Below are 13,427 nucleotides of genomic sequence, written 5' to 3'. Positions count from 1 at the left end.
CGAAAAATGGTGCGCGAAAAAAGGACAGCCCAACGACTGTCCTCGTACATCAGTGAAACTTCGGCAGCACGTGTTCTGCAATCTCCTCGATGATCTCCCCGACTGGGCGCTCGCTGCGGCGTAGATGCAATCCAACATGCTGCACACCCGCTTCACGCAAAGCCTGAAGTTCGTCGATCAGCGCCAGGCGCCCGGTGCTTCCACCGAAATGAATACGCCGCATCGGCGCATGTGGATTGGCCGCCAGATCCAGATGCACGAAGCTGATGTAAGGCTTGTCACCGCCCACCTCACGCCACAGCCCGACCCGACGACGATGTTCATCCGGAGTACCCGGATAAGCCAGCCAACCATCCATGTGCTGACCAATCCAGGCTGGAGATTGCTGCCCAAGACCCGCCACCAGCAAAGGCGCCGACTGCTCGCGCTCCGGAAGCAGACGCGCACCTGCCGGCAAACGGCCTTCCCCCTGACTGCGCAACAACTCAACCGTCTCGCGGAAAACTTCGCCACGCTGATCGTAATCCACGCCAAACAATGGATATTCCATCGGCCGATCACCGCTGGCCACGCCCAGCAGCAGGCGTCCATCACTCAACTCATCGACACTGTTGGCCGACTTGAGCGTCAACCAGGACTGCCGCAACGGAAGCACGACCGCCGCCGTCCCCAACATGATGTTGTCGGTAATCCCGGCCAAATAACCCAGGTATGAAAACGTCTCGAACACCTGCGCAGCATCGCCGAAGTGAGGGTCGTAGACCGGTACATCCCGAACCCACAAGGCACGGAATCCGGACTGGTCAGCCATTCGCGCCAAGACGGCATGTTGCTTCAGGTCAGGCACACCGAACGGACGCCCATCGGCAACCCGTAATCGCTGGCCATCACTCGACCAGTCGTTATCGAGCGGCAGCTCAAGCCCAATGGAAAACCCTTTCGAACTCAGTAATCGTTGAAATCGTGGATGCATGAACGTCTCCAAAAAACGCAATAACAGGCATCCAGTATCTCCAGCGCAATCACTAGGAAAAATGCATGAATGGGAATATCAATCTTGAGTAAACCGCACGAATCTCGACACCAGTTACATTAAAGAAATCTCACAAAGTGACCGGACCGTTTTTGCTATGGTGCAGCTCATTTTTTCCACGGAATGATTCAAGCCCCAAGGATTGGCGCCTCCTCCAAAAGAGTTGCAAGAGAAATGCCCGAAGCAATCCCCATCAAGGACCACGAAAAAGAGACACGTCTGGTCAACAAAAGACTGATGGCCTGCGCCCTGTTCGTGCTCGCCATCACCTGTGCGCTGGTAGTGCGGATGTATGTCCTGCAGGTGGTCGAGTTCGACTACCACTCCACCATCTCTGAAAACAACCGCGTCCACGTCCTGCCGATCACCCCCACTCGTGGCCTGATCTACGACCGCAATGGCGTGGTGCTCGCCGACAACCGGCCCAGCTACAATCTGACCATCACCCGCGAGCGGGCCACCGACGTCAAGCAAGAGCTGGACGAGGTGGTCAACCTGCTGCACCTGCCGCCTGAAGATCGCACGGTGTTCGACAAGGCCATGAAACAGGCCCGTCACCCATTCGTACCGGTGACGCTCTTTTACGAATTGACCGAAGAGCAGATCGCGATACTGGCGGTTAACGAATTCCGCCTCCCAGGCATCGACGTCGAACCGCAATTCGTACGCCATTACCCGTACGCGGAACACTTCGCCCATTCCATCGGCTACGTCGGCCGGATCAACGAAAAAGAGTCCAAGACACTGGATTCCGTCGAGTACCGAGGCACGCAATCGATCGGCAAGACCGGCGTCGAAAAATTCTACGAATCCGAACTGCATGGCCATGTCGGTTACGAAGAAGTCGAAACCAATGCCCAGGGTCGTGTACTACGAGTGCTCAAACACACCGACCCGATACCCGGCAAAAACATCGTACTGAGCCTCGACGTCAAACTGCAGGAGGCCGCCGAGCAGGCCCTCGGCGATCGTCGCGGCTCTGTCGTCGCGCTCGATCCGTCGACCGGTGAAGTGCTGGCCATGGTCAGCAAACCCAGCTTCGACCCGAACCTGTTCGTCACCGGCATCAGCTTCAAGGAGTACGCGGCGCTGCATGACTCCATCGACCGGCCGCTGTTCAACCGCGTTCTGCGCGGCCTCTACGCCCCGGGCTCGACCATAAAACCGGAAGTCGCCATTGCCGGACTGGACGCCGGCATCGTCACTCCACAGACCCGCGTCTTCGACCCCGGCTACTACCAGTTGCCCGATTACGATCACAAATACCGCAACTGGAACCACAGCGGCGATGGCTGGGTGGACATGGACGCGGCGATCATGCGCTCCAACGACACCTACTTCTACGATCTGGCCCACAAGCTGGGGATCGACCGTCTGCATGACTACATGGCGATGTTTGGCCTGGGTGAGAAAGTCTCCCTGGACATGTACGAAGAATCCCCGGGTCTGATGCCTTCCCAGGCCTGGAAGCGCGCCACACGCCGTCAGGCCTGGTTCCCCGGGGAGACGGTGATCCTCGGCATCGGTCAAGGCTACATGCAGGTCACGCCGCTGCAACTGGCCCAGGCCACGGCGCTGATCGCCAACAAAGGCGTGTGGAACCGTCCGCACCTGGCGCAGACCGTCGATGGCGTCGCGCCGGTGGACGAGCACCCGATGCCGAACATTCTGCTCAAGGATCCCCGCGACTGGGAGCAGGTCAACCACGGCATGCAGATGGTGATGCACGATGCCCGCGGGATCGCCCGGGCGGCCGCGGCGGGGGCGCAGTATCGTATCGCCGGCAAGAGCGGCACGGCGCAAGTAGTGGCGATCAAGCAGGGCGAGCGCTACAACCGCGAGAAAACCCGCGAGCGAAACCGCGACAACGCTTTGTTCGTCGGCTTCGCTCCAGCGGAACATCCGAAGATCGTGATATCGGTGATGATCGAAAACGGCGAGGCCGGTGGTCGCGTCGCCGGCCCCGTGGTGCGGCAGATCATGGACGCTTGGTTACTCGATCAGGAAGGCCATCTGAAACCGCAATACGCCGACCCGAGCAAGGCCCCGGGCGATCCTCACGTTTAAACAGGCAAGGGCTTCACAGCACCGGCTCACGAATACTGAGCATGTGCTGGAAGCTCTCCAGAAACACCGTTTCCGCCTGACTCATCTTCTGCTCGCGATTCCACAGCAGCTGGATATCGAAATCCACCACGCCATTTTCCGGCGGCAAGGGCCACAGCAGACCCTGTTCCACATCCCGGCGTACCAAATGCGTCGGCAAACAGCCAATGCCGTAACCTGCACAGATCAACCGGTAAATTTCCTCGAAACTGGTGGAGGAGGCGACGATCTTGCCGGTGAAACCTTGCTGATCGCGAAACAGCGTCAGCGGTGACAAATTGCCGCCCAATTGATCGCTGGTGAAGCTGACGAAGTTCTCCGCCGCCAACTGCTCCAGGGTCAAATTCTCCTGCCCGAACAACCGATGCCGCTGCCCGCAGAAGTAGGCGTAGGTCTCGCGAAACAGCACCCGTTGCTCCAGTCGCGGCTGCGGCAAACGGCACAGGCCGACGCCGACCGTCGCGGTCTTTTGCAGCAGCGAACTGATGATGTTCGAACTGCCCATCACCTCGACTTCCAGTTCGATCTTCGGGTGGGTTTCATGAAAGTCCGCAAGGAACTCGTCGTAGTGCCGCGCCTGCACGCCGCTGACGGTGAGAATGCGGATCTTGCCCACCACGTCGTCATGGCGACTCTCCACCACCGTGCTCAAACGGGAAATATCGCCATAGATATCCGCTGCGATACGCAGCACTTCCTCACCGGTTTCCGTCAGATCGAAGCGCCGTCCGCTGCGGGCAATCAGCACGCATTCCAGCTGTTCCTCGAGACGTTTGAGCGCCTGGCTCACCGCTGACTGCGTGATGTGCAGACGAGCGGCCGCGCGACTCATGCTGCCTTCCTGACCAATCACCAGATAAGTGCGCAGCAGATTCCAGTCGAGTCGGTCATTGAGAAAACGCCGGCCGACCCAAGGGTTGGCGCCAGAAGACATAAAAACTCCATGTAGTAGCAGAGCTAATAGTAAAGATAAGGATTTGAAAATTGACTAATCCTGGCACGGAAGCGATAAAGCCCACAAGCGCCACAGAGCGCAACCGTCACCAGCCTTAACACCTGCCCAAAACTATAAGTACACAGGGTCCTTGCATGCACACTACGCCCCAACCGCGCCGAGCCGCGGCCGCCGCCTTCATTGGCACGACCATCGAGTTCTACGATTTCTACATCTACGCCACCGCGGCGGCGCTGGTGCTTGGGCAAGTGTTTTTCCCCAGCAGCGATCCGGTGATGAGCACCCTGGCGGCCTTTGGCAGTTTTGCCGTTGGCTTCATCGCCCGTCCCATGGCCGGGATGGTGTTCGGGCATCTGGGCGATCGCCTGGGCCGCAAGAAAATGCTGCTGGTGACCATGGCCCTGATGGGCGTCGCCACGGCGGGCATCGGCATGCTGCCCAGCTACGCCAGCGTCGGCATCTGGGCCCCCATCGGCCTGATCGTGCTGCGGGTGATCCAGGGGATTTCCGTCGGCGGCGAGTGGGGCGGTGCGGTGCTGATGGCCAGCGAACATGCGCCGGTCAAGCGCAAGACCTTCTACGCATCCTTCGCCCAACTGGGCAGCCCTGCCGGTTTGTTGCTGGCCCTGATCGCCTTTCGTCTGGTGACGTCGCTGGAGCCGGATGAGTTCCTTGCCTGGGGCTGGCGTCTGCCGTTCCTGTTCAGTGGCGTGTTGATGATGGTCGGGCTGTTGATACGCTCCGGCGTTCATGAATCGCCGGAGTTTGCCAAGGCCCAAAAAAATCATGAAACCGCCAAGTACCCGGTGATGGACGTGATCCGCACCTGCTGGCGGCAGATCCTGTTCGCGGCCGCCGCCGTGACGATCGGTTCGGCCGGGTTCTTCTTCACCAACACCTTCATGATCACCTACGTGACCCAGTACCAGGGCATCGCGCGCTCGACTATTCTTGATTGCCTGTTCCTGGTGACCATCATTCAGCTGCTCTCCCAACCGATCTCGGCGCTCCTGGCCGAACGCATCGGAGAAGACCGTTTCCTCAAGCTGGTCGCGCTGCTGTGCATGATTACGCCGTACCCGATGTTCCTGCTGGTGGGCACGCAAAACATCCTGCTGATGACTCTCGGCATCGCCATGGCCGTGGTGATTCTTTCGGCGTTGTACGCGGTGATCGCCGGCTACATGACCCAAGCCTTCCCGGTGCATCTGCGCTACTCGGGGATTTCCATCGCTTACCAATTGGCCTGCGCCGTGGCCGGCGGCACCACGCCGCTGATCGGTACGCTGCTGGCCAGCAAGTTTTCCGGACAATGGTTGCCGCTGGCGGTGTTCTTCACCTTGCTCTCGGCCGTGTCCCTGATCGGTGTTTGCGGCCTGGCCCGCCTGCGCGCCAACCCGGTCGTCACCCACGCTGTCAAAGAGGTGTATTCGTGAGTAAACCCGCACACATCGACCCGATCGAATGGCAAGCCCGTTGCGAACTGGCGGCACTGTATCGCCTGGTCGCGCACTTTCGCATGACCGATCTGATCGACACCCACATCACCCTGCGCATACCCGGGCCGGAGCATCACTTCCTGATCAACCGCTACGGGGTGATTTTCGACCGCATGCGCGCCTCGGATCTGGTGCGCATCGACCAGGAAGGCCGCGTGGTGGACCCTGAATACGCAGGCCATCGGGTCAACGCCGCAGGCTTCGTGATTCATTCGGCGATCCACATGGCGCGCCCGGACCTGAATTGCGTGATCCACACCCACACTGCCGCCGGCATGGCGGTGGCGGCGCAGAAACAGGGCCTGCTGCCGATCACCCAGCACGCACTGAAGTTCTACGGCAAGCTGGCCTATCACACCTACGAAGGCATCGCCTTGTCGCTGGACGAGCGTGAGCGTCTGATCGCCGACCTCGGTCCGCATCGGGCGATGATCCTGCGCAACCACGGCCTGCTGGTCGGTGGCTCGAGCGTGGCCCAGGCATTCCAGGAAATCCACTTTCTGGAGCGTGCCTGCCAGGCGCAGGTCCAGGCGCTGGCCGGTGGTTCGGAGCTGCATTACCCCTCGCCGGAAGTCTGCGCGCACACCGCCGAGCAGTTCGACCGCGATGAGCAGGACAACATCATCGACCTGGCCTGGCAGGCGGCCCTGACCCTGATCGAATCCCAGCGTGAGTCCTATCAGTCATGAATACTGTGGTCCTGCTGTCCCGCGACAATGTGCTGCTCAAGCAACTGCAGGCCGCGTTTACCCGCAGTGCGCCGCAACTGACAACGGTGCTGGCCGATGACCCGCGGGCCGTCGATGCACAGATGGCGGCGTGCTGGTTTCCGTTGCCGGGCAGCCTTGCGGCATTGCCCAACCTGCAGGTGATTCACTCGGTGGCCGCCGGTATAGATCACCTGGATCACGACCCGTCGTGTCCGGACTTGCCGATTTGCCGCGTGGTCGACCCCGGCCATCGCCAGGGCATGACCGAGTACGTGCGCTGGGCGGTGATTCACTATCACCGTGGCTTCGATCAGGTGCTGACGCAACAGCGCGAACAGCGCTGGGAGCGGCCGCTGCAAAGGGCTGCAGGGCAGTTCAAGATCGGGGTGATGGGGCTCGGTTCGCTGGGCAGCGCCATCGCCCTGGACCTGGTCGCCGCCGGTTACGACGTGCGCGGTTGGGCGCGGCGCGGTAAGGATCTTTCGGGCGTGCACACCTTTGCCGGTGCACAACACCTTCACGACTTTCTCGACGGTGTGGAGTTGCTGATCAACCTGTTGCCGCTGACCAATGAGACCCGCGGCATTCTCGGGCGCGACACTTTCGAAAAGCTGGCCAACGGCGCAGTCCTGGTCAATTGCGGTCGCGGTGGTCACCTGAACATTGATGATCTCGAACAGGCCTTGGCCCGAGGACAGCTGCGCGGCGCCTTGCTGGATGTCTTCGAACAGGAACCGCTGCCGGTCGACGAGCGCCTGTGGACGATGCGCGGCGTCACGATCACCCCGCACATGGCCTCGGCGGCTTCCCATGACTGCATTGCCGAACAGGTGGCGGAAAACTTCCGTCGATTGCATGTCGGCGAGCCGTTATTGAATTGCGCCGACCGCCTTCTGGGTTATTGAACTAACTGCTATTCAAACAACAACCAGCCCTGCGAACTCGCCCACTTGTTAGTTGGGCGAGCCATAACAACAAACTTCGCCTCAACCGATTTACTGCCAGTCCAAAACAATTAAATAAATTCCTGGAGACAGTGATGAGCGATCTATCGTCCGCAGAAAAGTCCGGCGCACCGCCGCAAGTTGCCATCAGCATGAAGAAGGTCGCGGTGGCCAGCGTGATCGGCACCACCGTGGAGTGGTACGACTTGTTCGTGTTCGCCACGGCCTCGGCGCTGGTATTCAACAAAGTGTTCTTCCCCGATTTCGTGCCGCTGATCGGCACGCTGCTGGCCTTCGGCACGTTCGCGTCGGCGTATCTGGCGCGGATTGTCGGCGCGGCCTTGTTCGGGCATTTCGGTGACCGTTTGGGACGCAAGTCGATGCTGTTGATTTCGCTGCTGACCATGGGCGCGGCCACGTTCGCCATCGGTCTGTTGCCGGATTTCGCCACCATCGGCATCTGGGCGCCGATCCTGTTGTTGCTGCTCAGGGTCGTTCAAGGTTTGGCCTTGGGCGGCGAGTGGGGCGGGGCGGTGTTGATGGCGGTGGAGCATGCGCCGGCCAACAAGCGTGGCCTCTACGGTTCCTGGGTGCAGATCGGCGTGCCTGCCGGAACCCTGATCGCCAACCTGGCCTTCCTGCTGATTGCCGCCTGCATGTCCCCTGAAGACCTGTTGGCCTGGGGCTGGCGAATTCCGTTTCTGGCCAGCGTGCTGTTGATTGCCGTCGGCTTGTACATCCGCCTGAACATCTCGGAAACCCCGGCCTTCAACAAGGTCAAGCAAGCCGACGTACAGGTGAAGATGCCGCTGGCCGAAGTGTTCCGCAAGTACTGGAAGCAAGTGGTGCTGGGCGGCATCGCGACCATGTCCACCGGCGCATCGTTCAACATCATCGTCGCCTTCGGCCTGACCTACGGCACGCAGAATCTGGGCTTCAGCCGCAGCACGATGCTCGGTGTGGTGCTGCTCTCATGCGCCTGGTGCATCGTCATGTTGCCGGTGTTCGGCGCGCTCTCCGACCGCTTCGGACGCAAGCCGATCATCGTCGGCGGCATCCTCGCCGAAGCGCTGGTGGCGTTCCCGATGTTCTGGTTGATGGACACCAAAGAGCTGTCCTTGGTGGTCTTCGGCTACCTGTTGCTGATGACCGCGTTTGCCGCCAACTACGGTCCCATCGCGACCTTTCTCGCCGAACTGTTCGGCACCCGCGTGCGCTATTCCGGGTTGTCCATCAGCTACATGCTCTCCGGCCTGCTCGGCAGCGCGGCCACGCCGATCGTCACCACCGCCTTGCTGGCCGCTACCGGCAAAGGCTCATCGGTGGCCTGGTACATGATCGGCGCGGCGCTGATTTCCCTGGTGGCGCTGTTGTTGCTGACCGAGACCTTCAAGCAGGACATCAGCGAGATCCCCGAAGCCGCCGTCAAAGACAACACGACCCTCGACAAACCTTTCAAATCGGCTGCGGCCTGACTCATGGAACCCATCAGCATGCGCAGAATTCAATCGGCCCCGGGCTACATCGGCCCGGTCGGTCCTTACTCACAGGCGGTGGTCAGCGGCCACCTGGTGTTCACCGCCGGGCAGATTCCGGCCCGCGACAACCTCGACGAACAGCCCGCGGATTTTCCCGAACAGGTGCGGCAAACCCTGCGCAATCTGGAGGCGATCCTGATCGAAGCGGGTTCGGATTTCAGCCACGTGATCAAGGTCAACGCCTACCTGACCGACCCCGCGCAACTGGAGCCGTTCAACGCGGTGTATCGCGAATTGCTCGGCCACGCGCTACCGGCCCGCACCACTGTGTGCGTCGCGCTGTGGGGCGTTTCGCTGGAGATCGACTGTGTCGCCGAATTGATAAACAGGGAGCCGCAACATGGATGAGTCGCAACTGATTGAACAGCTCAAGGCGGTGAGTTTTCCGACCCTGGGGCATTTTCTCGAAGAGGGTTTCGCCGACCCGCAACTACGCGCCATGGTGCCCAATATGAAAGTGGTGGGTCGCGCATTGACCCTGAAACTGAAAGGCGCCGACGCCATCGCGGTCAATCACGCCCTGGCGCAAATCAAACCGGGGGATGTGCTGGTGATCGACACCGATGGCGATCATCGCCACGCTCCGGTCGGCGCGGTCACCAGCTGCGCGGCTCGCTGCGCAGGTGCAATGGCGATCGTGGTCGACGGTGCAGTCACCGACCTGTTGGAGCTACGCGAGGGCGGCTTGCCGGTGTTCGCCCGTGGCACCAGCCTGTTGACCACCAAGCAGCACGGTCGCGGCGACAGCCTGATCAATCAGCCGATCCACTGCGCGGGTGTGACGGTGAAGGCGGGGGATTGGGTGTTGGCCGACGACAACGGCGTGCTGTTCCTCGATACGGCAACTGCGCAACACGTCGTCGAACAGGCCCTGGCTTCGGATCGCGCCGAGCCCCGCCTGCTCGAACGCCTGCGGGCCGGTGAACCGATCGGGCAGGTATTGCGCGTCTAGTCGGTAAGCCGTTGCTGCAGGCTTTCGAGAAAGATCGTCTCGGCACGGCTCATGCGCTGTTCGCGGTTCCACAGCAAATGAATGTCCACATCGGCAATGCCTTCGTGGGGCGGCAGGCGCCAGAGCAATCCGGCGTCGACGTCGGCCGCCACCACGTGCTCGGGCAGGCAACCGATACCGAAGCCGGCGATCACCAGTCGCCGGACTTCCTCCAGGCTCGGCGATGAGGCAACGATGCGTCCGCTGAAGCCCTGCTGATCACGAAAGATCGTCAGTGGTGAGAGCATGCCGCCGATCTGGTCGCTGGTGAAGCTGACGAAATTCTCCTTCTGCAAATCCCCTTCGACGACGTTCTGCCGGCCGAACATTGCATGGTGCTTGCCGCAGAAAAACGCATAACGCTGACGCAGGAACAGGCGTTGTTCCAGGCGCGGTTGCGGGCGGCGGTTGAGGCTCAGACCCAGGGTCGCGGTTTTTTCCTGAAGGGCGCTGACGATGTCCGAGCTGCGCATCACCTCGACCTCCAGATCGACCCGCGGATGCTGGCGATGGAAGTCGGCGAGGAAGTCATCGAAGCGTTCGGAAAAGATCCGGCTGATGATCAGCAGGCGCACCTTGCCGATCACTTCGTCCGCCGGCTGTTCCAGCGCGCTGCTGACCTGGGACATCTGCCCGTAGATCTCACCAGCCAACGCGAAGATCTGTTCACCGGCTTCGGTCAGGGCAAAGCGCGGTCCGCGACGGGCGATAAGTTGCCGGCCCAGCTGTTCCTCAAGACGCTTGAGCGCCTGGCTTACAGCCGGTTGCGTCAGGTGCAGGCGAGCGGCGGCGCGGCTGATGCTCAGCTCCTGGCCGATCACGCGGAAGGTGCGCAGCAGGTTCCAGTCCAGGCGGTCGTTGAGCAGGCGTTGCATAGGCGGTCATCAAAATCCGGGAAATGAAGGATCCCCCGCCCCCTTGCAAGCGCAGGGGAGGGTCGCAGGATCCTAGCATTGTCAGGCGTGCGGCACAGGAGGATTCAGTTGGTGACCAGCAGTTCGGGGCCCAAGTAGGCGTTGATCTGATCGATATCGTCATCGCCCAGACTGCCCACAGACGAGGCCAGGCGCAGGCGCGACATCAGGTAGCGCAGCTTGGCTTCGAACAGATCGTGGCGGGCGACGAACAGCAGTTCTTCGGCATTGAGCACGTCCGAGTTGGTGCTGGTGCCGCCTTCCTTGAAACCCTTGCGGGTCGAGGCCAGTGAGCGTTCGTTGGACAGCACGGCTTTCTCCAGCGCGCGCACGCGTTTGGCGCCGCTCTGCACGCCGGCGTATTCGCGGGTGGTGCCGGAGATCACTTCCTGGCGAGTGGCGTCGAGTTCATCCTGCGCTTTGTAGCTGTTAGCGGCGGCCTGGCGAGTCAGGGCGCTGACACCGCCACCGCTGTACAGCGGGAAATTCACTTCCAGGCCGATCGAGCCATAGCGGTTGCGTTGATTGATCTCGGTGATCGATTGGCTCTCGCCTGCGGTGTAGCCGGCGATGAAGTCCAGTGTCGGCCAGTGCCCGGCCTTGGCCCGCTTCACTTCTTCTTCGGCGAGGTTCTGACTGTAGCGGCGCGCATGAATCAGCGGGCTGTCGGCTTGGGCCTTCACCAGCCAGTCCTGCAGGCCGCTGGGCATCAGCGGTGGCGTATCGAAGGCCGGTTGCAAGGTGGTCAGCGATTCGGGCGTTTCGCCAATGTATTCCACCAGTTTGCGCAGGGCGTTGACCAGGTTGTCCTGAGCTTCGATCAGTTCGGCATCGGCGAGATCGCGGCGTGCGGCCGATTCGTCGACATCGGTGATGGTGCCGGCGCCCAGTTCATGGCGGCGTTTCGCCGAGGCCAGCTGCTCCTCGAAAGCGGTCAGCTTGGACCTGGCCAACGTGATGGTTTCACTGGCCAGCAGCGTATCGAAGTAGCTTTGCGCCAGACGCACCGCGGCGTCCTGACTCTTGGCATCGAACACCGCGACGCTGTAGTCGGCCCGTTGCTGACCCTGGCGGTACTCGGCCATTTTCTGTTTGTTGAACAGCGGCTGGCGCAAGCGCACGTTGGCTCCCTTGGAGTCGTAATGCAGATCGTTGTCGACGCCGTTCTGGCGTTGCGAGCCATTGACCTTGTTGTTGTAGGCCGAGGCGTTGACCTGTGGCAGCAGGCCGGCGGTGCCGATGGCGCGGTTTTCCGCACCGGCTTGCTTTTCGTGGATGGCGGCCTGATAGATCGGGCCCTGATACTGCAACAGATCCCAGGCTTGCTTGAGGTCCATCGCGGGGGCTTGCAGGGACAACCCCAGAAGGCAGAAGAGCAGGCAATGACGTTCCATTTCATTGTTCCTTGAAGGAGCTGTCCACACGTTCGAGCATCGGCTTGAGCAGATAACTCATCAAGTTGCGCTCGCCGGTCTTGATGGTGACGCTGGCGGGCATGCCCGGGCGGATGTGATTGCTGCCCAGCAGATTCATGCCGTCGGACGTCACTTCCACCTGTGCCAGATAGAAGGGTTGCTTGCTTTCCTCGTCCATCAGGCGGTCGGCGGAAATGGTTTTTACCCGGCCTGGAATGTTCGGAGTGCGGGCATGGTTGAAGGCCGGGAAGGAGATGTCCACGTCCAGGCCAGGAACCATCTTGTCGATGGCCTGCACGGGAATCATCGCGTCGACCTGCAGCGGTTCGTTCACCGGAACGATTTCCATGATCTTGAAGCCCGGCTGGATGATCCCGCCGACGGTGGCGATGCTCAAGGACTGGACCATGCCGTCGATGGGCGAGCGAATCACCGTGTGGGTCACTTCATAATCCAGCGCGCGCAGACGGTCGGCCAGGGTGGTGTTTTCCTTGGCGGTGTCGGTCAGCTGTGATTCGACTTCCTTCAGGTAGTCGTGCTGGCGCTGCAGGATGCGCAATTTGATTTCGGTGGTCTGGCTGCGCACCCGGGCAATGTTGTTGAGGTTCTCGGCCTGGTTGGCAGAGAGGTCGGCATTGCTGCGCTCCAGCTCCAGCAGGCGGTTGCGCGGCACGTAACCTTCAGCCGCCAGCACGCGGGTGCCCTGCAGTTCCTGGTTGAGGAAATTGATCTGCGAAGCGCGGGCGCCGTACACCTGTTGCAGGCCCTTGAGCTGCACTGCCGAGGCGGCGAGGTTTTCCTTGAGGATGCTGATTTCACCCGCGAGACCGGCGCGCCGGGTGTCGAGCAGACGCTGTTGCAGATCCATGGCGGCCATCAGGCGATGGTCGCCTTGGTATCTGCTCAGCAACTCGGGATCGTAAGTCACCTCATCGCGATCATCTCGCTCCGCTTCCAGGCGATTCTCCACGGTCTTGCTGACGATGTACTGGGCGCTGATCGCACCCTGTTCTGCGATGGCCCGCAGCGAATCGAGGCGCACCACCTCCTGGCCTTTTTTCACCACATCGCCTTCGCGCACGAGGATCGCCTCCACGGTGCCGCCGGTCAGGTGCTGCACCGCCTTGCGATTGCTGGTGACCTTGACCGTGCCGGTGGCGACCACGCCGGCATCCAGCGGCGCCAGCCAGGACCACAGCAGGAATCCACCGAAGCCTGCGATCACCAGCCACATGCCCCAGATCGCAGGCCGGGCCGCGTTCAGATCCACCAGGCTCTTGGCGTCGGCGGGAATCATCTCGGTGTGTTGAGTCATCTGCATG

12 protein-coding genes are annotated in these 13,427 nt (G+C 61.2%); 7 read left to right on the top strand and 5 right to left on the bottom strand.

What is annotated here, in order from left to right; translation table 11 throughout:
- Positions 1–49 precede the first annotated feature (49 nt).
- Positions 50–973, bottom strand: coding sequence for a TIGR03571 family LLM class oxidoreductase (locus K9857_RS14620; RefSeq protein WP_224536904.1), 924 nt, complete (start codon positions 971–973; stop codon positions 50–52).
- 234 nt (positions 974–1,207) lie between these two features.
- On the opposite strand from K9857_RS14620, the gene mrdA reads away from it, so the two are divergent.
- Entirely contained in the window at positions 1,208–3,100 is a 1,893-nt protein-coding gene (gene mrdA / locus K9857_RS14615) for a penicillin-binding protein 2 (protein ID WP_224536901.1), read from the top strand.
- A 13-nt stretch (positions 3,101–3,113) separates the two neighbouring features.
- Here the strand turns inward: mrdA and K9857_RS14610 are convergent, their stop codons facing one another.
- Entirely contained in the window at positions 3,114–4,073 is a 960-nt protein-coding gene (locus tag K9857_RS14610) for a LysR family transcriptional regulator (protein ID WP_224536899.1), read from the bottom strand.
- Positions 4,074–4,228: 155 nt separating this feature from the next.
- Between K9857_RS14610 and K9857_RS14605 the strand changes: the two genes are divergently transcribed.
- The 6 genes from K9857_RS14605 (at position 4,229) to K9857_RS14580 (ending at position 9,737) form a co-directional block, all read left to right on the top strand.
- Positions 4,229–5,530 (top strand): MFS transporter, encoded by a 1,302-nt coding sequence (locus K9857_RS14605; RefSeq protein ID WP_224536896.1) that lies wholly within the window; start codon positions 4,229–4,231, stop codon positions 5,528–5,530.
- Complete coding sequence (locus K9857_RS14600; protein WP_224536893.1) at positions 5,527–6,282, top strand: class II aldolase/adducin family protein; 756 nt, start codon at positions 5,527–5,529, stop codon at positions 6,280–6,282. Before K9857_RS14605 ends, K9857_RS14600 begins: the two co-directional genes overlap by 4 nt.
- Positions 6,279–7,208: a 2-hydroxyacid dehydrogenase gene (locus tag K9857_RS14595; RefSeq protein WP_224536891.1), complete on the top strand. Its 930-nt coding sequence runs from the start codon at positions 6,279–6,281 to the stop codon at positions 7,206–7,208. Before K9857_RS14600 ends, K9857_RS14595 begins: the two co-directional genes overlap by 4 nt.
- A gap of 134 nt (positions 7,209–7,342) precedes the next feature.
- Positions 7,343–8,722, top strand: coding sequence for an MFS transporter (locus K9857_RS14590; RefSeq protein ID WP_224536889.1), 1,380 nt, complete (start codon positions 7,343–7,345; stop codon positions 8,720–8,722).
- A gap of 18 nt (positions 8,723–8,740) precedes the next feature.
- Entirely contained in the window at positions 8,741–9,133 is a 393-nt protein-coding gene (locus K9857_RS14585) for a RidA family protein (RefSeq protein WP_224536886.1), read from the top strand.
- Entirely contained in the window at positions 9,126–9,737 is a 612-nt protein-coding gene (locus K9857_RS14580; RefSeq protein WP_224536882.1) for an RraA family protein, read from the top strand. The genes K9857_RS14585 and K9857_RS14580 overlap by 8 nt, the downstream gene beginning before the upstream one ends.
- Here the strand turns inward: K9857_RS14580 and K9857_RS14575 are convergent.
- The 3 genes from K9857_RS14575 to K9857_RS14565 all read right to left on the bottom strand — a co-directional run bounded on the left by K9857_RS14575 (position 9,734) and on the right by K9857_RS14565 (position 13,426).
- A complete protein-coding gene (locus K9857_RS14575; protein ID WP_224536881.1) occupies positions 9,734–10,651 on the bottom strand; it encodes a LysR family transcriptional regulator in 918 nt (305 codons plus the stop codon). The two genes, K9857_RS14580 and K9857_RS14575, sit on opposite strands and share 4 nt — an antisense overlap.
- Positions 10,652–10,755: 104 nt before the next feature.
- Positions 10,756–12,084, bottom strand: a complete 1,329-nt coding sequence (locus K9857_RS14570) for a TolC family outer membrane protein (protein ID WP_224536879.1) — start codon at positions 12,082–12,084, stop codon at positions 10,756–10,758.
- A 1-nt stretch (position 12,085) separates the two neighbouring features.
- On the bottom strand, positions 12,086–13,426 hold the full coding sequence (locus K9857_RS14565; protein WP_175379728.1) for an HlyD family type I secretion periplasmic adaptor subunit: 1,341 nt from the start codon (positions 13,424–13,426) through the stop codon (positions 12,086–12,088).
- Between the last annotated feature and the right edge of the window lies 1 nt (position 13,427).

Source organism: Pseudomonas sp. REP124 (assembly GCF_020164475.1).
GTDB lineage: Bacteria > Pseudomonadota > Gammaproteobacteria > Pseudomonadales > Pseudomonadaceae > Aquipseudomonas.
The sequence above is the reverse complement of the archived record's forward strand: the minus strand, read 5'-3'. Positions and strand labels throughout refer to the sequence as shown.